Below are 26,189 nucleotides of genomic sequence, written 5' to 3'. Positions count from 1 at the left end.
AGTAAAACCGAATTATTTTTTTATAATTAAAAATACGCTAAAATATAAAGTGAATACGAAAAGAGGTGTACGAATGAATGAAGACGTTTTAACCAACCAACCAATCGTACGATACGAAAATGGTGAACTTATTGATAAAACAGATCACTATGTAACCGAATTCCCTTTAACAATTATGGTTAATGGAGAAGAATTTGCTACTATAATCTGTAGTCCTAACCATATGGAGGAACTTGTGCTTGGTTTTCTAGCGTCTGAAGGGGCTATTCTAAAAAATGATGACTTAAAATCAGTGCAAATAGATGATAGTAAAGGCTTTGCTCACGTCGAATTAACAAGACCATTAGGCGAACGTTTTGAATATTCAACTAAACGGATGATTGCCTCATGTTGTGGTAAGAGTAGAGAATTTTATTTTCAAAATGATGCTGCTGTAGCAAAAACTTCTATGTCAAAAATTGTTATTAGCCCAAAACAAATTCTAAACATGATGACACGTTTACAAAGTGCAAGTGCCGTTTTCAAACAAACTGGTGGTCTTCATAATGCAGCTATTAGTGACGGAGAGGCTTTCTTCGAACATCGTCAAGATATCGGCCGTCATAATGCACTCGATAAACTTTATGGTTATTGTATTCAAAGACACATTCCTGTGCGAAATAAAGTGCTAATTTTCAGTGGTCGTATTTCCTCTGAAATACTAATTAAAGCTGCTAAAATAGGCGTAGGTGTTATACTTTCGAAATCTGCCCCGACTACATTAGCTGTTACACTAGCTGAAGACTTAAATATTACTGCAGTCGGGTTTATTAGAGATGGAAATTTCAATATATATAGCCACCCTGAACGTGTACAAATAGAGCGTATAAATAAATAATCCACTAATAAATACGAAGCGATCCTAGGACATAGCTGTATGTCTTAGGATCGCTTTGTAATTTATATTTAAGCTTGTTCTTTCAATATTTGATAACAATAACTGATAAAAATGTATCCTTGTTTGATATACATATGTTTGGCACTATCCTCACCATCAGCGATAAGTATAATTACTTTATCATCCGAGACATCAGCTACAAATGATTGCATGGTTTGACCTATTCCTCGTCTTTGAAAATCTTCCAATACACCAAAGCCATCTATTTCAACTGTTTTATCAGTAATTATTAAATCTAAAATACCTACTGGTGTGTGTTGCTCATAGGCAATAATACGTGATTTACTTTCACTTTGAAATTGATTACGAATTACTCGTATACTTTCTTCTGTGTATTCAAGTCCAAAAGGTTCTGAAAACTGTCGATAGATTGCAATATAATCTTCTAAGTTTTGATCCGTGACAAATTTGACTTCAACTTGATCATTATGGCTTCTACGAATATTCTGTGATTCTATTGCATAAAGCTCCATACACCCTAATTCGAAACCACAAGTTTTAATTTCATCTAACCAAGCTTGGCTTAACGGTGTATTTTCTGGAAAAGTAAATGCTAAATGGTCGGAATATTGTTGTCTATGTAGACTTTGTTGCATTTCCATATGTTGTTTCCAATCCTTGATTGCAGGCATTTCTTTATACACCCATTTATTCGCATCATATACTAAAGGTGCTTCAGGTGTTAAATAAATTGTTTTAATCTGATCATCAGCAAAAATTTTACCCTCTTGAAATATGTCTGCCATTGAAATTGTCATGAACCTTCACCCTATCTTCTTCTGCCTCATCAATGCTTATCAAATTAAATGTCTAAAAATTTATTTTAATAACTGTTTAAATTGACTATGATTCAACATAATATTCCCAATTAAACTTGCGACAATCGCTTTCAGAATATCAGCAGGCATAAATAATAATGATAACGTTACAGATTTCGTGATAGGTAAATTAGTTATTAAGCCCATTATAATGGTACCTGTGATATCTAATACTAAGACACCAAAAACGATTGTTATAATTAATAGTACAACAAAATTAATTTTTTTAAAATATAAGTCTCTTACCAAGCCAATAAGATATGTAACAACTGGATACATAAATAAAAAGCCTGCTGATGGTCCAGCAAATACACCGATGCCTCCGCGGCCACCTGATAATAAAGGCAACCCTGTAGCTACTAGCAGTAATAAGACAATGACGCTCAACGTACCATATTTACGACCAAGCAAAATTGCCGCTAGAAATATCCCAATGTTCTGTAATACAATTGGCACAGGCATGACAGGCAATGGGATGGCAGGCACAAAACCCAGAACAGCTATAATTGCTGTCATCAAAGCCGTATATACTAAATATTTTGTAGTCAAAGTAATTCCCCCTTCAATGAAAAAAATTATACCACAAATGTAAACTAATAAAAACTATAAGTTTACATTTAAGAAGTCATAATTTAAGAGACGAGTTAGAAGTCAAAACATTACCTTTGAATTCACATGCTCGTCCCTTAGAGACTAATTAGTTATTAAATTTACTATCTTATACATTTAAAGAACTTGAATTTCTATTTATTTAAAAATTTTTCTTTTAAATCTTTTCTCATATATTCTAAAGTATAAGGATCATTATACCAATATGTTTCTGCTTGAACTTGAATCACTTGATCTTTTTGAACAGCTGGTATATTTTGCCATAAATCTGTTTTTTCATAAGCTGGTTTTGATTTACCTTCACTTGTTGAAACAATATAATCACCTGCATAATCTGCAATCTTCTCTTGTTTCACTTCTGCCCAGCCTTCTTTTTTAACTAAGTCATTTAATTTGTCAGGCATTTTTAGACCAAATGCTTGATATAATACTTCGCCACCACGTCCCCAATTGGGTCCGTAGCTGTATAATTTTTTATCAAATTCATCAAAGATAGAGACTGTTGCATCTTCACCAATTTTGTCTTTGATTTCTTGTCCATCTTTTTTAGTTTGAGCTTTCCATTCTTTTTCCCAAGAAGCTACTTTATCTTCTTTACCAAGTAATTTACCTAATTCCCTTTGTTGATCTAAATATTTATGCTTCCCATAATCATAAACAACAGTTGGTGCAATTTTATTGTATTTTTTAATGTTTTTATCCGTAGAATAAACAACGATTAAGTCGGGCTTTGCTTTTGCTACTTTTTCTACATCATTTTCCCCAATTTTTTCTACACCTTTAAACTTATCTTTCAGTAATTTACTACTATCTACTTGTTCATTGACAGCTACAATATTACCGCCAAGATATTTAATACCCCCTGCATATGTAGGTGCTACAACTGCTATTCTTTCAGGTTTTTTAGGTATATCTATGCTCTTACCACTATCTAATTTATAAGATTTTGTTGCTTCTTTTTTGTCACTATCTGATTTATTACCACATGCAGCTAAAATGAGTACTAAAACAAGTAACGGAAACAATAATTTTTTCATAATTCTCCTCCAATGAAAATGATTATCAGTACCAATTGATTATATAATGAGTCTAGTAATTTTACAATAGCAAACAAGTGAATTTTTTATTTTTTTTATTATTAAAAAATGCATTCAGACAAATTGTCTAAATGCATGGTTATTGTATTGCTCTTAATATTTAAAAATGATCTAATACACTGTGTGCAATGTTTGTATATGCCATGTCTTCCATAGGCGGATTGTGCAAACCTGCGCGCATGTCTCTATAAAAACGTTGTAAAGGACGTTCCATTTCAAGACTTTTCGCGCCTACAATTCGCATGGCAATATCTATAACTTCTAAACCTTGGTTCATTACCATTACTTTACTGGCAGACGTTTCATTCCATTTCACTTTTTCAGTAGCTTCATCATTATATAAAGCAGCTGTACTCCATAAAAAATGACGCGCAGATAATAAAAGTGTTTCCATTTTTCCAATATTTTGTTGGACAGTAGGTAAATCACCAATAGTTCCCTCTATACTATTCGGACTGTATGTTTTGGCAAAGTCTACTGCGTAATCTCGTGCTGCTTGAGCGATACCTAAGTAAACACTTGGTATGTGTAATATCCAGCCATTTGGCTTTTTACCACCAGCACCCCTTATTTCTACAAAATTTTCTTCTGGTAAATATACATCATTTAATACAAGGTCATGACTTTCTGTTGCACGCATACCTACCATATTCCAATTATCAGCTATCTCCACACCCGGAGTATCCTTAGTCACTAAGAAAAAGCCTACTTGGTCAATTGCTTCGTAATAAGCACTTACTACAAAATGTGTAAGCCCTTTGCTCATAGAAGTAAATGTTTTCACCCCATTAAGTACAAAGCCGCCATCTACTTTTACTGCGTTTGTTGCAGGTCTACCTCCACGCGTTGGGCTACCAGTTTCCGCTTCACTAACGGCCCTATTCACCAATGCCCCTTGTTTCACTGCTTTAGCAAATTGATCAAGCATATCGTGTTCCCACATTTGTTGTTCATATAATTGGCCAATGACACTCAAATGCCAGCCTATTGATAAAGCAGTTGCACCATCGATTGATCCCAAATAACTTTGAAGTATCACCATATCTTCAATAGTCGCGCCTTCGCCACCATATGCTTTAGGTAACGTTAGCAATGTGTAACCTTCATTTACAAGCCATTCAATATTTTCATAGGGAAAATGTGAATGTATGTCATTATATTCAGCTTTCGCTCTAAAATCATCTTTTACAGTATCTAATTTAGCAATCCATTTTTCTTGAATCTCCGTATGTATTAACGCGGACGTATTCATTTCCTTCACCTCGTTCATCACTTTTTCCTTATTAAATACAAGTTTAACACTCGCCATACTTGAAATAAAGCTTTTCAAGCACAAATTCCTTACTTTACCGATAAGATTTATTGTGATAATTTATACTTAATGAAATATTGGGGGAAATTGAATGATTAACGTTAAACATCTCATACATAAATATAATGAAAATACGATACTCAATGACGTAAGTTTTAACCAAGAACAAGGAACTGTAACTGCAATTATTGGGCCAAGTGGCTCTGGTAAAACAACGCTGTTAAGGACTTTAAATGCATTAGCACTACCAGAATCTGGCACCATTACTATTGGCAATGAAACATTTAATACTTCTAAACATACTAAAAAAGACATTGCAAAATTACGACAAAAATCTGCAATGGTCTTCCAAAATTATAATTTATTTAAAAATAAAACTATCTTAGAAAATATAACTGTCGGTTTAATACATGGTAAAAATCACAGTACAATTCAAGCAAAAGAAATAGCGCTCTCCTATTTAGAACGTGTTAATTTAGCAAGTCAAAAAGATAAATACCCAATACAATTGTCTGGCGGTCAAAGTCAACGCATTGGTATCATCCGTGCTCTTGCTCTTAATCCGGATGTATTACTGTTGGATGAGCCAACTTCTGCACTAGACCCAGAATCTATACAAGGTGTACTATCTCTCATTAAGTCTATTGCACAAGAAGGTATGACGATGGTTTTAGTAACACATGAAATTGAATTTGCTAAAGCTATTGCCGATCAAATGATATTTATTGATGATGGTCAAATTATTCATCATGGTACACCTCAAGAAGTATTAGATCATAATAACTCAGAAAGAATAAATCGCTTCTTAAACAAAGTAAGCACGGAGCGTGATAAACAATGACATTAAAAAAAAGGGTTATTACCGCCATGATCATTTCATCGATTTTCGTTTTAACTGCTTGTACTCAAAATGATAATTCAAATAAGGAATCTCACAAAAAAGAAGTTAAAGTAGCACTGTCAGCAGAGGTCAATCCACCCTACTTGTATACCAATAAGCAAAATGAGTTTGTAGGGCTCGATATGGACTATATGAAATTAATCGAAAAAAAGTTACCACAATACGATTTTAAATATGAAGTAGGTGAAGAAGAATCAAATTTAGTTGGTATTGGCGCTGGTAAATTTGATATGGGAATTAACTGGTTTTTCAAAACGCCTGAACGTGAAAAACAATTTCTGTACCAAGACGTGCCCTATAGTTATGCGTTGCCTATGTTAGTAGTCAATCGTAACAATACGGATATACACAGTTTAGATGATTTACCTGAAAAATCAATTACACCCATGGCGCCTAGTGGCGGACTATATTCCATCTTATCTCAGTACAACAAAAATAATTCATCAAAAATCAATATTAATACGATTCAAGAACCTTCAAATGGAGACAACTTAAAAATGGTCAGCCAGCAGCGACGTGACGCTATGTTGTTAAACTGGAACACTTATAAAGCCATTCAAACACAAGTCAAAGAAGATGTTAAAATTGGGGGCATTGTCAAAAAAGAGCCGCTACATATCGTTTATAATAAAAAACATCAAAAATTACATGATGACATTGATCAAGCGACATTAGAACTTAAAAAAGAAGGTAAATTACAAGCACTTTCAGAAAAATATTTTGATATTAATGTATTCGATGACTTAGATGAAATTAATGACAAAAAATCACAATTGGAGGTGCAATGATAATGCAATCTGTAAATTGGTTAGATTTGTTTGGACAAGTATTACAGCAATTGCCATTAACTCTGTTAATGATTGTTATATCCTTAATATGTGCGTTAATGCTAGGTTTTATATTAGCGCTTATTCGTATTAAACAGATTAAGGTACTTTCACCAATTGTAAGAATTTATTTATCTTTTATACGTAGCACGCCACTACTTTTACAACTATTTTTAGTTTACTTTGCATTACCACAATTATTGTTATTAATTCATATAGATATTAATCATTTTAGTAGATTATTTTTCGTTATTTTAGCCTTCACATTACATACTGGAGCTTATTTATCAGAAATAATACGTGCTGGTTATCAATCTGTAGACTACCATCAAATAGAAGCCGGTTTATCAATCGGCTTATCCTATCCTAGAATACTAAAAGAAATAATCGTCCCACAGGCTTTAAGAAATAGTATTCCAAATTTAACAACGCAAATTATCGAATTAGTTAAAGATACTTCATTAGCTTTTACTATAGGCATCATTGACATGATGGGACAAGTTAAATTGATTATCGGGAATAATTATGGATTAGGCATGTTAGAAGTTTATATTGTCATTTCAATCATCTATTGGATTATCGCTTTAATTATACAAGGCACATTTACTTTAATAGATAAACGTGCGCAAAAACCATACCGCATTTAAGGAGGATATTCATTTGGACTTTGTTTTATATACAATAACTGAAGTGCTAAAAGGCGTTCCTAATACAATAATGATTTCTATTGTTGCCATAATCGTAGGTCTAATTGTAGGATTATGTTTTGCACTGATTCGTTTAAAACACATTCCCGTACTATCACAATTAATCATTGTCTACAATTCATTTTTCAGAAGTACGCCATTAATCGTTCAGTTATTTATTTTATATTATGGCTTACCTACATTTATTATATTTTTAAATGATCAATTCAAATGGCATATTAATCCAGATATTTTTTCACCTTTAATTATTGCTTTTATTGTATTTTCATTACATGCGATAGCTTATCTATCTGAATCAATAAAAAGTGGATTACAGTCGGTAGAATTTGCTCAAATAGAAGCAGCTCAAAGTGTAAGTCTTTCAAGGTTTCATATTTATAAAGAAATCGTTTTGCCTCAAGCTTTTGCGTATGCCCTGCCTAATATAGAAAATCAATTTATTATGCTAATAAAAGGTACCTCACTCGCATTTGCCGTACAAGTCACTGAAATTATGGCAGTAAGTCATGTCATTGCTAATGAAGGCTATAGATTTATAACAGTTTATTCAGTTGCTGCAGCATTTTACTGGTTATTAGCGATTTTATTAGAGTTCTTTTTTTCAAAAATGGAATATAGAACAACACGTTATTTAAATACGCGTACAACTTAATATAGGTCAATAGACTATTAAATAGCTTTAATGTATGGGGAATAACTCATTACTAAAGTGATACAGCTTTGACCTTTACCTTTAACTCCGCCAAAATTTTTGATTTTTTGGGAGTTTTATTCTGTCACTAGATTATTTAACTTACCAAAATTAACAATATCCAATCATGATACGTTTCACTCAAAAAAACAAAGGATACATTATCAAGCTTTTACATCTTGAACTATGTGTCCTTTGTTTTTTAATACTTTTTGTACATTTAATATATGTAGGAATATGACAAAATTGAAGCATTTTTAAATAGATTTTATTGTCTCTATCCTTTTTAAATTAGCCAACATTTCACTCAAAAAATTTTATAAAGCTAAACTTTTAGCATATTGCTTTTTCAATTTATAATATTTTTTGACCTTTTTAGGCATCGTGCCATTTTGTAATTCATCTTTCGTGATAATTGGATAATTTTTAAATATAAGTGAACCTAAATATCCACAAATTGCACTGCTGACAGCACACATAACTGCGACTGTAACCACAGTTAACGCATTATTAAACCCAAACATAACCATAAGTCCAGCTATTGGTGTAGCAGTTCCTGTCGCGTCATTAACTAATCCAAACATAGCTATAATCACACCAGAAATTGCGCCACCCAAAAAGTTAGTTATGTATACAGGTACTGGGTTTGCAGTTACAATATCTGCTTGAGATAACGGTTCAATAGCTACTGAAATCGTCGTTTTACGATCTCCAAACTTCATACGCTTAAATAGTACGAAATTCATAAATGAAGAACCAAATACTGCTAATGCGCCTATAGCCATTGGCGTACCAGTTAACCCTAATAATGCGGTCAATGCCATTGAACTTAATGGTGCAGTCGCAACCACTGTAATAATACCACCTAAAACAATACCCATTAATATCGGACTTGATGTAGTTGATTCTTTAATAATATTACCTATTTGAATCAAACTAGCATCAACCAAAGGCGTAGTACCAATTGCAATTAATCTTGTAATTGGTGCAATAACAATGATTGCTGCGATTAAATCAAGTCCGTCTGGTAATTTTTCTTCCATCCACTTCATACCAAAACTAGCGATATAAGCTGCAATGAATCCTGGTAGTAAATCCATATTGCCACAAGCAACAGCAATTACGAATGCATAGACAGGAGACACACCCATTGCTAATGCAACTAAACCGGCAGCTGCAACACCACCAAGTCCACCAGCAACATCTCCTAAATCGCCTAAAAATGGTATGCCAATCAAATCTCCGCCTACATACTTATGAAATGCTTCAACTAAAAATGATGCAATTGCAGCATTGGCAAGTGCCCCCATCGCTTTACCACCATTAGGCGCTTTACTAGTGAATAATGTAAACAAACATAAAACAATACCTAAAAATATAACTCCGATTATTAAATTCATAATAACACCTTTCCCAGTCGTTTTGTATGCGCTTTCATTAAGCAAATATTAGTATAACACAGTTAATTTGTTTCTAAAAACAAATATCAGTTAAATACATAATAAATATTATATTTTTACATTATTCAGAATATTCTTTTTATTTTTACTCATGTACAATTCTATTTTATCACTACCTTCATCATTCATCACAATGTTTGTTGTAACATTTTAATTATCTCATTAATTTTATCACGTTGTACTTCATTCACACGAACGACTACTGTTCGTTCATCTATTTCACTTCTCTTTTTACTCAAATACCCCATTTTAATCAATTTTTGTAAAGCTTTCGTTAAATAATAAGGTTGTAGCTCTGAATACTTTGCTATTTCTTTTGCTGTAATCTCATTTTCCTTACAATTAAAGATATAGTTTAAAATAAATATCTCTTCATAGTTAAGCTTATGTTGCTTTTTAGTTGTTTTGAAAAAATGTTTTCCCTTTTGATAAGTTGTAATTAGTTCATTCAGTGTTTTAAAATTTTGTTCAATCATAAAACCACTCCTTTTGTTTCTTCATGATGTTAATATGTCAAAGCGATTTCTAACAATATTAATATAATAATTCTATACTATTACATTCCGTTAATTCAATATCTCCAAGTATAAGAAATATTAAAAAATACTACTATTTTTTTAGTATTTACTTTTCAAATTCAAATTTTAGTTGGATATTCATTCTTTTTATTACTAAAAAAAGAATATGTTCATCCATTGCATTTAACAAATGATGATTTTGTAAAATGCAAACCAACATTTCCTCTTAACTTTTCCAAATTATTATCAATATAACAATAAACGAATATTTAGGCATCCAACTTCAAAATTCATTTCTTATACTAGCGTGTCATCAAAAATAACTTATAAATATAATAAAACAGTTTATGAACCCAATACTGTTCTTTAAAATAATAAAAACCGAAACATACTTAAATGTTCCGGCGCTTATCATTTATACAGTGGCACTTTCAAAGTGACACGCTTGATTTATTAATCTATTTAAATGAATGACTTACTTTTTTTTACAATCAATTGTATCAAGGAAGCTTAACGCTGCTAAACCTGATAAATCTAAAGCGTGTTTAGCTCCTGCTTTACCATGACCAGCTTCAAAATGTTTGTACGCAGCTACACCTAAAACTGAAATTGTTAATAGTGAAGCAACACGAGAAAGTCTTTTACTAGCAAAACTTAATACGAAGAATACTGCACTTAATGCTTCTACTGCACCAGCTAAAGGTACTGCATTTGAAGGTAAATTAAATACCTCTACAAATGTATCTTTCATTGATTGGTCACCTTTAAGTTTAGGTTTTGCTGCACCATATAATTCTTTAGCTAATTTTAAATTTGTTAAATAACGTAATATCATTACAAAATCTCCTTTTATTTGTTTTCAAAATATTTATCTACAATAGGTTTTACCCGCTCTGCCAACAATTTAATTGTGTTAATCGTATTTTCATGTGGCATTGATCCAACAGGGGTATGCAACATAAAGCGAGTAATACCTAAAGCTTCAATCGTTTCAATTATTTTTTGAGCAACCGTTTCAGGGCTACCTACATATAGTGCGCCATTGGGTCCGGCTTCTCGCTCAAAACTATTCTCATCATACATTGGCCATCCACGTTCTTTTGCCAATATATCATGATTTGCCTTAACGGAAGGAAAGAACTCTCGCTTTGCCTGTTCATCAGTTTCAGCAATGTATCCCCAAGAATGTGTAGCTATTGGTAGTTCATTTACATTATGCCCATAAGATTTAGCAATAGATTTATACATATCTATATTTCTTCTAAACCTTTTTGGATCGCCACCTATTATAGCATAAGTTATCGGTAATCCTAACGCTCCTGCTTTTAAAGAAGATTCAGGTGTACCTCCAGTTGCAATAGTAATTGGTAGTGAACCTCTTTCTGTTCTTGGATAAACACCTAAATTATGAATTGATGGTCTCATATGGCCTTCCCAATTTACAACTTCTTTCTTATTAATTTGCATTAATAACTCAATCTTTTCATTGAAAAGTTCCTCATAATTTTTCAAATCATAACCAAATAGTGGAAATGATTCAATAAACGACCCTCTACCTACCATAATTTCTGCACGCCCATTCGAAACTGCATCTAATGTAGAAAATCTTTCGTATACACGTACAGGATCGTCAGAAGAAAGCACAGTTACTGCGCTACTAAGTTTAATATGCTCAGTATTCCTTGCAGCAGCTGCTAACACAGTGACTGGATCTGATACGGCATAATCAGGTCTATGGTGTTCCCCTAGACCATAAATATCAAGTCCATATTGATCTGCTATTTCAATTTCTTCTATTATATTACGAATTCTCTGTGCATTACTTATAGCAGGTTGATAACCATCTTCCATATATATATCACTATTATCAGCAAAAGATGTCAAACCCAATTCAATTTTCATTTATTCACCTCACTAAATAAGTATAATTTTTATACTACTATATTAATATCTTCATTATAAGGTGTCAATATCGTTGCTCGAATAGTAAATAAAATATTAATTTGCCTAATTTAAATAAGAAAATTCACTACATTTTGTAAGAATAATTATTTATATTTTAAATATCAAATACCCTTGTTTTTTAGAGTTTCAAATTTTCTGTTATTTTACATCGTTGTAATAAAGCGTAGTGCAATGTTACACCAACAAAAACAAAAATACTATAACAACGCCTTTTAAACGCGCAAATCTTATATTTCTTTTATTACATAAACCGATATATTATTAGAACTAAATTACAAAATGATAACAACCCACACAAACGTAAGTTTTTCTGATAAAGTATTGCTTGTCGTTAAAACAGCGAATTAAAAAATTATAAAAATTGTCGTTTAGAGACTGGGATATATTTATTTACAATTCTTAGGAGGATATTTAACAATGAAAAAAATCGCTACAGCTACAATCGCTACTGCAGGAATCGCTACTTTTGGTTTAGCTCAACACGAAGCAGACGCAGCAGAAAATAATAATGGTGGGTATAATCCAAATGACCCTACTTCATATAGCTATTCTTATACAATAGATCAACAAGGTAATTACAACTACACTTGGCAAGGTAACTGGAACCCAAGTCAAGCAGACCAAGGTCACTCAAACAGTGGTTATAGCTACAATAACTACAATAACAATAGTTCATATGCTACAAGCAACACGAACTCAACTCAATCATATACAGCAAACAACCAAGGTACTGGTGGAAGTGGCGCAGCTTCACACTCAACTTCAAGCAGCAATGTTAAAGTTAGTACAACTAGTGCACCATCAAGTTCTTCAAACTCAATTTCAAGTACTTCAGGTTCTTCAAACAACCTATACACTGCTGGACAATGTACATACTATGTATACGATAAAGTTGGCGGTAAAATCGGTTCTACTTGGGGTAATGCTAACAACTGGGCTAGCGCAGCAGCAGCTTCAGGTTACACAGTAAACAACAACCCTTCACAAGGTTCAATCTTACAATCTTCAACTGGTGCTATGGGACATGTTGCATACGTTGAAAATGTTAACAGCGACGGTTCAATCAACGTTTCTGAAATGAACTACGGCCAAGGTGCTGGTGTTGTAACTTCACGTACTATCTCTGCAAGCGAAGCTTCAGGTTACAATTACATTCACTAATTAGTGATACAAAAAAGACCAAATGCTAATAATAGCATTTGGTCTTTTTTTATTATGTTAACAATTAAGATAGTAACGACACATACTGATTATTGATAATAATATCCACTTAGAGATTATTTTAACCAATATCTTACTGTATCTATATTTATGACTTCCTCATTCAAACTTACCTATTAAGTAAAAGCATGATTTAATCTATGCTACCGTGATAGAAAGTTATTACTTAAGTGATACACTTAAATGTCATATTGTATTTTCCATAACAACTAAAATCATTCGCTACATTAATCAATCGATTTTGTCATGTAATATCGCTACAATATACAAAACAAAACCGATTGCACAATAGATAACGGAAGTATATTTAACAATTTTTATCTATATTGAAATATTGATGAGTTTCAATGTCTAATAGTAATATCGCTACAATTATTACTATATATAACAAAGATCCACCTCATTCATAGTTATATATATCCTATTTATATTTTTTTAAACGTCTAATCTGAAATTTATATAAGCATAATAGCTAAAAATGCTGTCTTATTAATATAGTGAAGTAGCACTCTAATTAGTAAAGAAAGCGAAAGTATAAGGAAGCGAGACAGAAATACAATTTAATTTAAAAAATTCGTTGTTCTAACTCAGCAATAATCACTAAGGTCGCAATTGCTAAAAAATCACCTGAGCTTGATGCCCATGCTTTTATAATATTTAAGGCTGGGACAATTTAATTGCTCCAGCCTCTCTAACACGCTGCAATTCAATATTAAATATTCTAACCATCTTGTTTTAGAATATTTTGTAAAACGCTTCATTCTGTAGTTTTTACTTTTTTAATACCGATACCGCTAAAACCATAAAATAGTGCAAATACGATACATAAATAGCATGGAACTGTCCATATGAAGAATTGATCTACAGTCACACCTAACTGTTGTGTGTAATAAATGCCTGACGTCCCCCATGGAATTAATGGTATGACCATAGTACCAGAATCTTCAAGTGTTCTAGATAAGTTAGTTCGATCTAGTCCCATTTTATTATACATTTCCATCAATAATACACCTACCATAATAATTACGACAGAAGCTACGCCTGCTGCAAGTACCATCATAATACCAGCAACTACTGTAGCTAGTATTAACTGACCGACAGAATTGATGTTTTTAGAAATTTTATTAAGTATGACATCTAAGCAACCAGATTTTTCAACAATACCAGCAAAAGCATAACCACAAAAAATGGTGACGACAATTTCAGTCATGCTCATCATACCGCCCTGTTCAATTAGGCCAATCGCTCTATCAGTTAATTCTCCATTACTTGATGACACCATCCCTTTATTGAATCCGTTAAATGTTGCTTTGAATCCATCAACCACGTTAAACCCATTATTGAATACACCAACAATAATGGCACTTAAACTTGAAATAAGCATTGCTGGTACTGTTGATATTTTTATCAATAAACATATGATAATAATGATTAATGGCAACCAAACGAAAATATTAATATTATAAATTTGGGATAGTTCATTAAGTAACGCATTAACATTTGATGTATTCGTATTACCACCAAATTGTCTTCCAGCAATATACCAAACTATAAGTCCGATAATCGAAGCAGGAACCGTCGTCCATATCATTGCTCGAATATGTGAAAATATATTCACTTTTGTAACTAATGCAGCTAAATTAGTTGTATCAGACAACGGGGACATTTTATCTCCAAATACTGCTCCTGCAATAATTGCGCCTGCAGCCATACCTGCTGGAATATGTAATTGTGTAGCAATAGCCATTAATGCAATACCTGCTGTAGATGCTGACCCCCATGCTGTACCAGTTGCTACAGAAGTAATAGCACAAATAATAAACGCTGATACTAAAAATAAATTAGGATTTAAAAATTCTAAGCCATAGTAAATTAATGCAGGAACTGTTCCTGAAAACATCCATGTTCCAACGATAATACCTACTGATAAAATAATGAAAATTGCTGGCATCGCTGTTGCCAAACGATACGTTATACCTTCCTCTAAATCTTGCCATTTTAAACCTACTCGTCTTGCTATCAAAGCTGCATAAGCAGAAGATAGAATCAACAATGCTTGTATCGGAATTTCAAAAACAACAAAACCAGTAATTACGATTACAATCATTACTAATATGGTTGAGATTGACTCTAAAAATGTTGGTTGTCTTTTCATACACAATCCCCCTCATCAATTACTTTAATTAATCAAGTCCTAACTTATCTTTCCCTAATTCGTCTATCGTCAGTCCTTCTTCAAAGAAATCACGCTCTAAAATAGTTGAAGCAATTACTATGATTGCATCAATATTCGGTGTTGGAACGTCAATCTCACGTCCAAGAGTAGACCACAATACGAGGCCATAGGCAATATCTTCTGTTAAATAACGATTTTTGACATGATTTGGTCCCTTAATTTGTGAAAATACTGGACTTGTATTAAACAATCTATTTAATGGTTCATCTTCATCCTGTCTTTCTAAATAACCTCGTTCAATACGTGCTTCCTTTGCCGAAGATAACTCAAACCCTAATTTACGACCTAATGTAAGACGTTCTAATTCAACCGCATGTAGCAACCTAACTGTATGTTTCGTAATGCCCTCTTCATATAACGCGAATTCATCTGAATAATCTATGCGACCTACGTTTAATAATGTTGGACCAGGATGAACTTCAGGGTTACCATTTTCTAAATTAGTTTTCCATAAACTTTCTTCTTTTACAATATATGGATATAGTTTTTCAATTTTATCGAAACAATCACTTAAATAATCTTTATCATAAGTTGAAAAATGCACTTTTCTTACATTCAATGATAGATCTACACGAGCTTCTTCAAAATTCACTCGAGTACCGTATGTCAGTGTATTGACTTCCGCGAAATGAGGCATGACATCAATGTGCATATCCTCTAAAACATTCATAAACCTTATTGAACCCATAGCTGCTGCAATATTGAAGAAAATCAATTGGTCTTTTTTCACAAAAAGAGCCATAGTATGTGCATAATGTTCAATAAATGATGATGGTATAATGACTTGAATGACTTCTGCATCACTAATTACATATTCCATGTCATCACTAATGTCTGTAAATGCTATAAAGCTTTCTTCACCTTCATTATTAAAAGTAAATCCACCTTGTTCCAATGCTTTATCAAATTTATTAATAGATTGATTTCGACAATATAACTTCACTTCATGTCCTTTATTAATCATATCTAACGCTGCTGTTACCGCTCCATTCCCTGAGCCTACGATAGCAATTTTCATAATCAACCTTCTTTCCAAATTTATTATTATGTACGATATTAAATCATCACTTTGAACTATAGCCTAATAAGAAATTAAATAAACACTGGTTTACAACTTAAGTTTATGGCTATAACATAAGTAAGTACCTATAGTGACATTGCTATATTTTAACAACTAATGTTATATCAAAATAGGTATATTTTAAAAGTTTTTGAATTATTTTAATTACATACTAAAGTCCACTTAGATTTGATATGATTATATTAAAGTAAAGGAGGTTTGTTACTTATGACAACACAGTTTGAAGAACAGTATTCAAACATATATGGGGATCAAGAGCCAGATGCAGATGCAGATGCTAGATTAATGGCAACCCTTATTTATGTATTAAGTTTCTTTACATCTTTAATTGCACCATTAATTATTTGGTTAATCAAACGGGATGAATCGCCGTTTGTAGATAGAGCCGGCAAGAATTATTTGAACTTTTTACTTTCTTACTTAATTTGGGTAACAGTGGCTACAATCGCTATATTTATTATTATAGGAATTATCATTCTTCCTATACTTGTACTTTTAAATTTCATTTTCACAATTGTAGCAGCTGTAAAAGCATATAATGGTGAAGATTATTTACCACCTTTATCCATTAGATTCTTCAAATAATTTGAATCACAATTTTGTGACTTTTTACAATGAATGTAACAATAAAGTCAGAGTGTACTTTAAATTAATAACAAAAACCTTATAATATCACCGTTTGTGAAATATTACGGCTCGATACGATTTTGTAACCTTACATCTCGTTTATTACAACGATATGTGAGGTTTTTTTAATTGTTTTACAAAAGCGTAACATTCCACACAAAGCTTGATTCATCTGTTAGAGTATTACTTGTCGTTGAAAGCAAAGCGAAAAATAAAATTTAAAGATAAGCATTTAAGCTAAAATATAAACTTTTTAAAATCTTTGGGAGGATTTATTAATTATGAAAAAATTAGTTACAGCAACAACATTAACAGCAGGTATTGGCGCAGCAATCGTAGGATTAGACCACGGAAGTGAAGCTGATGCAGCTGAGCAAACACAACAAACAAATGAAACTACACAATCAAATCATTCAAGCGCTAACTTATATACAGCAGGACAATGTACTTGGTATGTATTTGACAAAGTAGGTGGAGGCATTGGTTCTACTTGGGGAAATGCTAATAACTGGGCTTCTGCTGCTTCTTCTGCAGGTTATACAGTAGATAACAATCCAGAAGCTGGTTCAATCTTACAATCAGGTTCAGGCCCAATGGGTCACGTGGCTTACGTTGAAAGTGTTGGTAGTGACGGCTCTGTTACAGTGTCAGAAATGAACTATAATGGTGGACCTTATTCAGTAAGTGAACGTACAATTTCAGCTGGTGAAGCAAGCTCTTATAACTATATTCACGTAAACTAATCTATAGATACAAATTAATAAATATGGTTATTTACTATAATTAATTTTAATTCAACTTATTTATAGAAAATACCTATTGAGTCCGGAACATAAACATATGTTTCGGGCTTTTTTTAAAGAACTACTTTTTCATTTATGAAAATTAGTAGTTCTTACACATGAGCCTTAAGCTCAAGTGTTCCTTTTATTGAGCTAGTGACTCTTACACATGAGCCTCAAGCTCAGGTGTTCCTTTTATGAAAATCATCAGTGTTCTACACACTAACTTTAATTCTAAGCTTATTAAACTTTTCCAACCTCATCATCCATATTACCCCTACATTAATATCCAAATTTAATTTTTCCCCCTCCCACTTATTTCTGCTAATTTTCATTTCATATTATAATTAATCACAAATTACTATAACTTTTGTACAATTGATAACATTGAATTCTTATATATTATTTGAGAAAATAGAATGGTTTAGTGAAAAAAGGAGGCACAATTTATGCAGTGGTTTAAAGTTATCTTAGCCGGACTAATTGAAATATTATGGGTAACAGGACTAAATGCTGCTGATTCTTTACTTAGTTGGACTGGTACAATCATCGTGATTATAATTAGTTTCTTCTTAGTTATTTCCGCTTGTAAATACCTTCCTGTTGGGACAGTTTATGCTGTCTTTGTTGGTATTGGCGCAGTTGGAACTGTAGCAGTAGATATGATCTTTTTGGGTGACCCGTTTAACTTTTTAAAAATCGGCTTAATCATTTTGTTAGTTATTGGTATTATTGGATTAAAATTATCAACAGAGGAGGCTGAAAGCTGATGGCTTGGTTTATATTATTTATCGCAGGACTATTAGAAGTCATCGGCGTCGTTATTTTAAATGAAATTGCACGAACTAAAAAGAAATGGCTAGTCGTACTCTTAGCTGTCGCTTTTATCTGTAGTTTTAGCACACTTAAAGTAGCAATGAATGATATACCAATGGGAACTGCTTACGCCATTTGGAGTGGTATTGGTACTGGAGGCGGCACTTTAGTTGGTATGCTCATCTATAATGAATCTAAAAGTATAAAGCGCATTTTCTTTATCGGTCTAATTATCTTATCCATTGTTGGATTAAAATTAATAAACTAAATTTTAAAAAATGTAAAACGTTTTCATATTTTTCTATATAATCATTACTTTTATTTGTTTGACTCAATGAAATTTACTATACTTTGATATAAAGGAAGTGATTATACATGGTAAAAGTTTATATAGCAGGTCCAATTCCAGAGGTAGGACTCAATTTATTAAAAGATCAAGGCTTTGAAGTTGATATGTATGAAGGCAAAGGCATTATTGATAAAGAAACACTAAAAGAAGGTGTAAAAGATGCCGATGCATTAATTAGTCTACTTTCAACAAATGTAGATAAAGATGTGATTGATGCAGCAAGTAATTTAAAAATAATTGCAAATTACGGTGCAGGTTTTAATAATATAGATGGAGATTATGCACGTCAACTCAATATAGATGTAACCAATACACCTAAAGCATCAACTAACTCAACCGCCGAATTAACATTTGGCCTTGTACTCTCAGCTGCAAGACGTATTGTAGAAGGTGATAAACTATGCCGTACAACTGGTTTTGATGGATGGGCGCCATTATTTTTCCGTGGTAGAGAAGTTTCCGGTAAAACGATTGGTATAATTGGTCTTGGAGAAATAGGCAGTGCAGTGGCAAGACGTGCCAAAGCATTTGATATGAATGTACTTTATACAGGCCCTAATCAAAAAGTTGATAGAGAACGTGAAATTGGTGCCAAATATGTAGATTTAGAAACATTATTAAAAAATGCAGATTTCGTAACAATAAATGCTGCATATAATCCAGATATGCATCATCAGATTGATAGTGAGCAATTCGAAATGATGAAACCAACAAGTTACCTTATCAATGCATCAAGAGGCCCTATCGTCCATGAACAAGCCTTAGTACAAGCTTTAAAAGATAAAGAAATTGAAGGCGCAGCATTAGACGTTTTTGAATTCGAACCAGAGATCAATGATGAACTTAAAAAATTGGACAATGTTGTGCTCACACCGCACATAGGTAATGCAACATTTGAATCTCGAGATATGATGTCTAAGATTGTTGCAAATGATACAGTTAGTAAATTGACTAATAATGAACCTAAATACGTAGTTAATTAAAGTTTCATATCTTTATACTATTAATTATTAACAACAAATAAAGAACCTAGAAACACGTTTTACAATTTAAACGTATTTCTAGGTTCTTATTATTTATTTCAATATTTTATTTACTTTTTGATTTGTATAAGAATTTTGTTTCTCTAGATATCAATTGATTTGGTGTTAATTTAGCGATTTTATTTCTTAAAGCAATCAATATTCTATTACTTAGTTGTGCTACTTTACCTATTTTTCTAGACTTTTTGATTACTTTCTTTGTATGTTTAACGCGTAACTTATCATATCTTTGAATTGCTTCTTCAAAGGGATAGGCCTGCAAACAATTTGCAAGTACAATGGCATCTTCCATCGCTTGTCCTGCACCTTGTCCCATGTTTGGAGTAGTTGCATGCGCTGCATCACCTAAGAGTATCACACGTTGATATACGAATGCTTTTAATGGTTGTAAATCATACATATCGTGTAATAAGATTTCCGTTTCACTTTGTTTGTCTAAAATCTGCCTAACTTCATTGGGAAAATGATTAAATCTAGCTTGTAAGTGAGGCTTACCATAAGATTTCAACGTAGCGTCTTGCGCTTTAGCATTAATTGAAATAAACCAATAGGCTTTATTATTTAATAGCGGAACAATGCCCACTCTTCCTTTAGATGACCAATATTCTTTAGCAACGTTGTCCGGTTTAATATTTACATCCTCTACTAAGCCTCTAAATACCGTATAGCCTTGATACAATGTTTTACTATTAGGCACTACCGTATTACGAACATGAGAATGTAAACCATCTGCACCAATACATAAATCAAATGCTTCTGATTGTTGTTCTGAGAAATGCAATTCAACTTTCAAAGCACCACTATCCACGTGTGTTACTTTGTGATTTGTAAATATGATAGAGTCTGGTACATACGATTTAATAACATCTAATAATCCTTGTCTTGTCATAGTTAAATTCACAGTATTCTTTTTAAGTTTTGCTTTACTTAACACGTTTCCTTTGTCGTCCAAAACTTCCATTACATCTATAATTTGCCCAATATTTTTAATACCTTTAGCTAAATCATGTTTGCCTAATTTATCGATGACATTACCGCCGATACCTATACCAGCTCCAATTTCAGCTATTTCACTGTTTTTCTCAAACACCTTTATTTCATGTCCTTGTTCCTTTAATAAAGCTGCTGCGGTTAAACCACCAATGCCTGCTCCAACTATAGCTATTTTCATTTTCAAACCACTCCATATTTCCCTAGTCTTCTCTATTGTTATTGTTTATAAATAGTAATCTTTTTTTACATGATCTTTTTTTATACCTAAATCATCATAGTAACGTTGCATAAACGTTGCGATGTTTTCATCCCATTCAATATCACTGGCATATTGATGTTCTCCTGGGGATTCTGGATTCCAACGCATTTGATATAACGAAAGTTGCTTATTTTCAAAATAATTATTTCTTACAAATTTAGCACCACCCATAATCGCCTTTTCAGGTGAGGTCCACTGCTGTTTCTTTGCAAAACTACTACCCGTATGAACAGCATCTTCATCAAATGCGCCAATGCCATAAAAGTTATAGTAGTGTTTTCCATCATCTTCAATACCTTTAGCTAAATCTGACTGGCCATTACCCGTTTCTACAAGCGCATGACTCACTAAATATAGTACGTTCACTTCATATTCATCTTGTGCTTTTAAAAATGCCTTACCTTTATTTTTTAAAATGCCCTTATCTTTTAAAATATTGTTTAATTCCTTTTCAGACATTGGCACTTTTTCAGAAATATCCATATGGTTCAAATTATCTTTATCATTATTAACATCCATTGCTTGCTTTACATCATTTTTTGAGGCCACAACAAATTGACCATCTTTTTCAGTCATATTTAATGTGCCTGCTTCAACTTGCTTATCAACCGCTTCATCAAAAGTGTGCGTCTTACGATTATCAAATAAATCTGTTTCATTAATAATCAATAAAACGATAAATATTAATACAATTAGTCCCACCAAAATCAACGGTAATTTACGCTTTAGATTTTCATTCATTGTGTGAAATAACCCCTTATCCTACATTTATTTTGTTAATGTAACATAAGCAAATACAATAGCAATTAAAACAATTATAAAGGAAACATTAATTACTATTCTCATACCTTTTCTATCTCTAAATAACGTGTTAAATATAGTTAAGCTAATGACTAGAGATAATACAAACATCGTCATCGCCATTAAAATATTAAAAGTTAATAAAAATACAATTCCAATAACTAGAAATATATTAGACATTATAGCTGAGATTTTTATCATCTTCGGATTAATACGTCTTCCACTCCTTGCCTTAAATAATAAGTTAAATAAAACACTAATAATAGAAATTGTATCACATTTAATCAGCTTTCAATATGTCATTTAAAAAACAATAACAGTAAGGCGATCAAAAGCAATTCAAATTCCACCATGGATTTTAGTACATCTCTATCAAATTGTTTACTTTTTAAGTAACTAAATATGTATCAATCGGTGTAGATTAATGCCACCTATAAACACAGTAGAGGCTAGGACATAATAACTATCCTAGCCTCGCTTATTTTTAAATTTTATAATTACAAACTATCTATTCTCTAGACATACCTCTTAGCATATTCAACATATAAGTTAAACTACGATTCATTTCATCATCTTTCAATATACCCATTAAACCAGTAATAGATGTTTTTTGATTAGGGTTTGCTTTATTGGCAACACTCAAACCTTTGTTTACTTTATTAAGCATTGTCGATAAGTCATTTACATCTAAGTCTCCAAGTAAGAATACAAGTGAAGCCATATTTGAAATTAATCCTGTATACTGTTCTTTGTTGAGTTCGACTGCAAATTTATTAGCAATAACGCCCCTACTTTTCACTGCACCGGATAATGCATCTAATAATTTAGCATCATCTAATGTGCTGATAATATTTATTGCTTTTAAAATACTATCTTTATTAGCAACAATTGCATCTGTCACTTCCGCCAAACTATCTTGTTTCAGTTCTTCTTCGGACTTTTGCATACGTTTGATATTCGTTATTCTTTCAGCCATTATTTATCCACCTGACTTCCTGGGAATGTATAATCCTCACGTTTCCATTTGTCTTGAACTCGAACACTATATTGTGGTTGACGTTGTTTATTAACACGGAAATTCGTAGGATTCAGTGGTGATTTACCTCTACGCGTTTTAACTTCCATACGACAACTTGTGCGTTTATATGATGGCGTATCAGTGTCTTTATCAACATCACTATTAGTTAATAGGTTGATTGCGCCTTTATCACCATGAACCATTGCATTATTATTTAAAGGAATATAAATTTCTTTACCTTTTACTCTATCTGTTACGTGAGCAATTAATTCTGCTTCGCCAGTTTCAGAAATCAATTTAATTTCTGCGCCTTCATGAATATCTCTTTCTTTAGCAAGTTCAGGAGATATTTCTACGAAGGCATGTGGCATTTTATATTCCAATCCTGGTACTTTATAAGTCATATTACCCTCATGGAAATGTTCTAATAAACGTCCATTATTAACATGTAAGTCATATTCTTCGTTCACTTTAAAGAAGTTATCAAATGTTAATGGATAGAAATTAGCCTTACCATCTTCAAAATTAAATCCATTAAGATATAACGTTGGTTCATCTGTACCATCTTCTGCTACTGGCCATTGCAAACTATTATATCCTTCAAGTCTGTCGTAGCTTACACCTGAATAAAGTGGTGTAACTCTAGCAATTTCATCCATTATTTCACTTGGATGTGTGTAGCCCCAATCATATCCTAATGATTTGGCTACTGCTTGGATAATTTCCCAGTCAGGTTTAGAATCACCTTTAGTATCTAAAGCTTGATATAAACGTTGGATACGACGCTCTGTATTTGTAAAAGTTCCAGTTTTTTCAAGTGAAGGACTTGCTGGTAACACAACATTCGCAAACGTTGCTGTGAATGTAAAGAATTCATCTTGTACTACTAAGAATCCAACTTTCTCTAATGCTGCTTGTACAAAGTTGATATTAGAATCGACAATTCCCGTATCTTCACCATATAGGTATAAGGAATCGATTTCACCTTCGTGTATGCCTTCCATCATTTGATGATTATCTTTACCAACTTTGCTTGGTAATGCTTCGCCATATTCACGTTCGAATTTAGCTCTAATTTCGTCATCTACTACTTTTTGGTAGCCTGGGAATTGATCAGGCATACTACCCATATCACTACAACCTTGCACATTATTATGTCCACGTAAAGGATAAGCACCTGTGCCTGGTTTTCTATAGTTACCTGTTGCTAACAATAAATTAGAAATTGCAGTTGACGTATCACTACCTATATCTTGTTGTGTAACACCCATCGCCCATGCAATAGATACTGACTTAGCATCTACTACTTGTTGAGCGAAATCGATTAACGCTTCTTTAGAAATACCTGTAGTTTCTTCTGCAAATTCCATAGTGTATGGTGCTAATGAATTATAATAATCCTCAAAATGGTTTACCCATTCATCAATAAATGACTTATCATGCAATTCATTATCAATAATGTATTTTGTTACAGCGGATAACCACACTAAATCTGTCCCGGGTTTTGGTTGATAGAAATTGTCGGCACGCTCTGCCATTTCATGTTTACGTATATCAAAAACATTTAAAGTATTGTTATATAATTTATGTCCTCGTTTAATACGAGATGCAATTACTGGATGTGCTTCTGCTGTATTTGTACCTATCAATACAACCATATCTGCAATCTCAAGATCATCTATTGAACCTGAGTCGCCGCCATGCCCTACAGTTCTAAATAATCCTTTAGTCGCTGGCGCCTGGCAATAACGTGAGCAATTATCTACATTATTTGTACCAATAACTTGTCTAGCGAGTTTTTGCATGAGATAAGATTCTTCATTTGTAGCTTTAGAAGAAGAAATAAATGCTAAACCATCAGAGCCGTGCGAAGCTTTCACCTTGTTAAAGTTATCCGCAACAACTTTCAATGCCTCTTCCCATTCAACCTCTTCAAACTGCCCATTTTTACGTACTAAAGGCTTCGTTAAACGTTCATCTGAATCAACATAATCCCAACCAAATTTCCCTTTAACACAAGAAGAAATTTTATTTGCTGGTGATTCGTGTTGTGGCTGAACTTTTAACACTTCTCTATCTTTTGTCCACACATCGAAAGAACAACCTACACCACAGTATGTGCATACTGTCTTAGTTTTTTCGATACGTTCTTCGCGCATAGCCGCTTCTGAGTCTGAAACAGCAAACAATGGACCATAACCTGGCTCTGCTTTTTTAGTTAAATCAATCATCGCTGCAAGTGAACCTGGCTCTAAATCTGTCATGTAACCTGCGTTACCTTCCATATTCACTTCCATCATTGCATTACACGGACATACCGTTGCACATTGTCCACAGCCTACACATGACGAATCATTTATCGTTGTATCATTGTCCCAGATTACTCGTGGTTGTTGACGTTCCCAATCAATTGTAAGTGTTTCGTTAACTTGAACGTCTTGGCAAACTTCCACACAGCGACCACACAAAATACATTGATTTGGGTCATAACGGTAGAATGGACCGTAATCTTTTTCATAAGGTTTTTCCTTATATTCATAAGTTTGATGTTCTAATCCCCATTGATCCATTGTATTGTGAATTTCACAATCACCATTGTTATAATCACACACAGTACAATAAAGCATATGTTTTTCTAGAATTCTATCTAGTGCTTCTTTTTGACTTGTTTGTACTTTGTCGTTTTGCGTATTAACAATCATTGGTCTATCTATCGTCGTGCTACATGCTCGTTGCATTTTACCATCAATTTCCACAGTACATGTATCACAAGTTTGGATAGGACCTAACGATTCGTTATAGCATATAGACGGAACAAAAGTATCTTGAGATTTAATAAACTGAAGTAAATTTGTTCCGGGTTCTACAAGATAGTCTTTACCGTCTAAAGAGACAATTAAATGTTCTTGCATAATCTTCACCCCTATTATTATTTATTCTGCCCATATAAAAAATTCATAAGATGTTGGTTAACATTCCATCTAAAAAGCCCCACACTTTTTTAAGATCATGTTACTTACATTGTATATGTATTTACATTAAATGTTAAGGTATTCTATTATATTCCACTGTTTTTTATTCTTTATTTAGTATATAGTGCAAAATGAAACGTATAGAAGAT

26 protein-coding genes are annotated in these 26,189 nt (G+C 32.7%); 11 read left to right on the top strand and 15 right to left on the bottom strand.

What is annotated here, in order from left to right; translation table 11 throughout:
- The first annotated feature begins 73 nt into the window (after nt 1-73).
- On the top strand, nt 74-877 hold the full coding sequence (gene fdhD / locus LG295_RS03785) for a formate dehydrogenase accessory sulfurtransferase FdhD (protein WP_107558361.1): 804 nt from the start codon (nt 74-76) through the stop codon (nt 875-877).
- Between the two features lie 68 nt (nt 878-945).
- Here the strand turns inward: fdhD and LG295_RS03780 are convergent, their stop codons facing one another.
- From LG295_RS03780 to LG295_RS03765, 4 genes are all read right to left on the bottom strand, one after another.
- A complete protein-coding gene (locus LG295_RS03780; RefSeq protein WP_199186512.1) occupies nt 946-1,695 on the bottom strand; it encodes a GNAT family N-acetyltransferase in 750 nt (249 codons plus the stop codon).
- 60 nt (nt 1,696-1,755) lie between these two features.
- Complete coding sequence (locus LG295_RS03775) at nt 1,756-2,304, bottom strand: biotin transporter BioY (protein ID WP_325999654.1); 549 nt, start codon at nt 2,302-2,304, stop codon at nt 1,756-1,758.
- A 194-nt stretch (nt 2,305-2,498) separates the two neighbouring features.
- A complete protein-coding gene (locus LG295_RS03770; protein ID WP_107555557.1) occupies nt 2,499-3,401 on the bottom strand; it encodes an ABC transporter substrate-binding protein in 903 nt (300 codons plus the stop codon).
- A 160-nt stretch (nt 3,402-3,561) separates the two neighbouring features.
- Nucleotides 3,562-4,713: an acyl-CoA dehydrogenase family protein gene (locus LG295_RS03765; protein WP_325999663.1), complete on the bottom strand. Its 1,152-nt coding sequence runs from the start codon at nt 4,711-4,713 to the stop codon at nt 3,562-3,564.
- Between the two features lie 151 nt (nt 4,714-4,864).
- On the opposite strand from LG295_RS03765, the gene LG295_RS03760 reads away from it, so the two are divergent.
- Genes LG295_RS03760 through LG295_RS03745 form a run of 4 tightly spaced genes read left to right on the top strand, consistent with a single transcriptional unit; the run spans nt 4,865 to nt 7,860 of the window.
- Nucleotides 4,865-5,614, top strand: coding sequence for an amino acid ABC transporter ATP-binding protein (locus LG295_RS03760; RefSeq protein ID WP_107530836.1), 750 nt, complete (start codon nt 4,865-4,867; stop codon nt 5,612-5,614).
- Nucleotides 5,611-6,462: an amino acid ABC transporter substrate-binding protein gene (locus tag LG295_RS03755; protein WP_107530835.1), complete on the top strand. Its 852-nt coding sequence runs from the start codon at nt 5,611-5,613 to the stop codon at nt 6,460-6,462. Before LG295_RS03760 ends, LG295_RS03755 begins: the two co-directional genes overlap by 4 nt.
- Nucleotides 6,463-6,464: 2 nt before the next feature.
- Complete coding sequence (locus LG295_RS03750) at nt 6,465-7,148, top strand: amino acid ABC transporter permease (protein WP_107530834.1); 684 nt, start codon at nt 6,465-6,467, stop codon at nt 7,146-7,148.
- A 13-nt stretch (nt 7,149-7,161) separates the two neighbouring features.
- Complete coding sequence (locus tag LG295_RS03745) at nt 7,162-7,860, top strand: amino acid ABC transporter permease (RefSeq protein WP_107530833.1); 699 nt, start codon at nt 7,162-7,164, stop codon at nt 7,858-7,860.
- Between the two features lie 356 nt (nt 7,861-8,216).
- Here the strand turns inward: LG295_RS03745 and LG295_RS03740 are convergent, their stop codons facing one another.
- The 4 genes from LG295_RS03740 to LG295_RS03725 all read right to left on the bottom strand — a co-directional run bounded on the left by LG295_RS03740 (nt 8,217) and on the right by LG295_RS03725 (nt 11,779).
- Nucleotides 8,217-9,299, bottom strand: coding sequence for a PTS sugar transporter subunit IIC (locus LG295_RS03740; RefSeq protein ID WP_325999655.1), 1,083 nt, complete (start codon nt 9,297-9,299; stop codon nt 8,217-8,219).
- 188 nt (nt 9,300-9,487) lie between these two features.
- On the bottom strand, nt 9,488-9,835 hold the full coding sequence (locus tag LG295_RS03735) for a transcriptional regulator, SarA/Rot family (protein WP_107558358.1): 348 nt from the start codon (nt 9,833-9,835) through the stop codon (nt 9,488-9,490).
- 517 nt (nt 9,836-10,352) lie between these two features.
- On the bottom strand, nt 10,353-10,712 hold the full coding sequence (locus LG295_RS03730; RefSeq protein ID WP_029378475.1) for a DoxX family protein: 360 nt from the start codon (nt 10,710-10,712) through the stop codon (nt 10,353-10,355).
- A 14-nt stretch (nt 10,713-10,726) separates the two neighbouring features.
- Entirely contained in the window at nt 10,727-11,779 is a 1,053-nt protein-coding gene (locus LG295_RS03725; protein WP_107558357.1) for an LLM class flavin-dependent oxidoreductase, read from the bottom strand.
- Nucleotides 11,780-12,259: 480 nt separating this feature from the next.
- On the opposite strand from LG295_RS03725, the gene LG295_RS03720 reads away from it, so the two are divergent.
- Nucleotides 12,260-13,003 carry a CHAP domain-containing protein gene (locus LG295_RS03720; RefSeq protein WP_107531120.1) on the top strand — a complete coding sequence of 248 codons (744 nt, stop codon included), beginning with the start codon at nt 12,260-12,262 and terminating at the stop codon, nt 13,001-13,003.
- Nucleotides 13,004-13,820: 817 nt separating this feature from the next.
- On the opposite strand, the gene nhaC is transcribed toward LG295_RS03720, so the two are convergent.
- The gene (gene nhaC, locus LG295_RS03715) at nt 13,821-15,218 is read right to left on the bottom strand and encodes a Na+/H+ antiporter NhaC (protein ID WP_107557705.1); all 1,398 of its coding nucleotides are present in this window, start codon (nt 15,216-15,218) and stop codon (nt 13,821-13,823) included.
- Between the two features lie 28 nt (nt 15,219-15,246).
- Nucleotides 15,247-16,317 carry an NAD/NADP octopine/nopaline dehydrogenase family protein gene (locus LG295_RS03710; RefSeq protein WP_107557706.1) on the bottom strand — a complete coding sequence of 357 codons (1,071 nt, stop codon included), beginning with the start codon at nt 16,315-16,317 and terminating at the stop codon, nt 15,247-15,249.
- A gap of 270 nt (nt 16,318-16,587) precedes the next feature.
- On the opposite strand from LG295_RS03710, the gene LG295_RS03705 reads away from it, so the two are divergent.
- From LG295_RS03705 to LG295_RS03685, 5 genes are all read left to right on the top strand, one after another.
- Entirely contained in the window at nt 16,588-16,965 is a 378-nt protein-coding gene (locus LG295_RS03705; protein ID WP_107557707.1) for a DUF4870 domain-containing protein, read from the top strand.
- Between the two features lie 323 nt (nt 16,966-17,288).
- Nucleotides 17,289-17,750: a CHAP domain-containing protein gene (locus tag LG295_RS03700; RefSeq protein WP_107531124.1), complete on the top strand. Its 462-nt coding sequence runs from the start codon at nt 17,289-17,291 to the stop codon at nt 17,748-17,750.
- A gap of 488 nt (nt 17,751-18,238) precedes the next feature.
- Nucleotides 18,239-18,559 carry a multidrug efflux SMR transporter gene (locus LG295_RS03695; RefSeq protein ID WP_107531125.1) on the top strand — a complete coding sequence of 107 codons (321 nt, stop codon included), beginning with the start codon at nt 18,239-18,241 and terminating at the stop codon, nt 18,557-18,559.
- Entirely contained in the window at nt 18,559-18,873 is a 315-nt protein-coding gene (locus tag LG295_RS03690) for a multidrug efflux SMR transporter (protein ID WP_107531126.1), read from the top strand. Before LG295_RS03695 ends, LG295_RS03690 begins: the two co-directional genes overlap by 1 nt.
- Before the next feature lie 107 nt (nt 18,874-18,980).
- Nucleotides 18,981-19,937, top strand: coding sequence for a 2-hydroxyacid dehydrogenase family protein (locus tag LG295_RS03685; protein WP_107557708.1), 957 nt, complete (start codon nt 18,981-18,983; stop codon nt 19,935-19,937).
- Between the two features lie 106 nt (nt 19,938-20,043).
- On the opposite strand, the gene LG295_RS03680 is transcribed toward LG295_RS03685, so the two are convergent.
- The 5 genes from LG295_RS03680 to fdhF form a co-directional block, all read right to left on the bottom strand.
- Nucleotides 20,044-21,168, bottom strand: a complete 1,125-nt coding sequence (locus LG295_RS03680; protein WP_107557709.1) for an FAD-dependent monooxygenase — start codon at nt 21,166-21,168, stop codon at nt 20,044-20,046.
- Nucleotides 21,169-21,213: 45 nt separating this feature from the next.
- Nucleotides 21,214-21,990, bottom strand: coding sequence for an N-acetylglucosaminidase (locus LG295_RS03675; protein WP_107557710.1), 777 nt, complete (start codon nt 21,988-21,990; stop codon nt 21,214-21,216).
- 27 nt (nt 21,991-22,017) lie between these two features.
- The gene (locus LG295_RS03670; RefSeq protein WP_017722865.1) at nt 22,018-22,251 is read right to left on the bottom strand and encodes a hypothetical protein; all 234 of its coding nucleotides are present in this window, start codon (nt 22,249-22,251) and stop codon (nt 22,018-22,020) included.
- Between the two features lie 307 nt (nt 22,252-22,558).
- Nucleotides 22,559-23,026, bottom strand: coding sequence for a DUF1641 domain-containing protein (locus tag LG295_RS03665; protein ID WP_017722864.1), 468 nt, complete (start codon nt 23,024-23,026; stop codon nt 22,559-22,561).
- Entirely contained in the window at nt 23,026-25,980 is a 2,955-nt protein-coding gene (gene fdhF / locus LG295_RS03660) for a formate dehydrogenase subunit alpha (RefSeq protein ID WP_325999656.1), read from the bottom strand. Before fdhF ends, LG295_RS03665 begins: the two co-directional genes overlap by 1 nt.
- Nucleotides 25,981-26,189 lie beyond the last annotated feature (209 nt).

The organism is Staphylococcus pseudoxylosus (assembly GCF_044794325.1).
GTDB lineage: Bacteria > Bacillota > Bacilli > Staphylococcales > Staphylococcaceae > Staphylococcus > Staphylococcus pseudoxylosus.
This window is presented reverse-complemented; position numbering and strand designations above follow the sequence as displayed.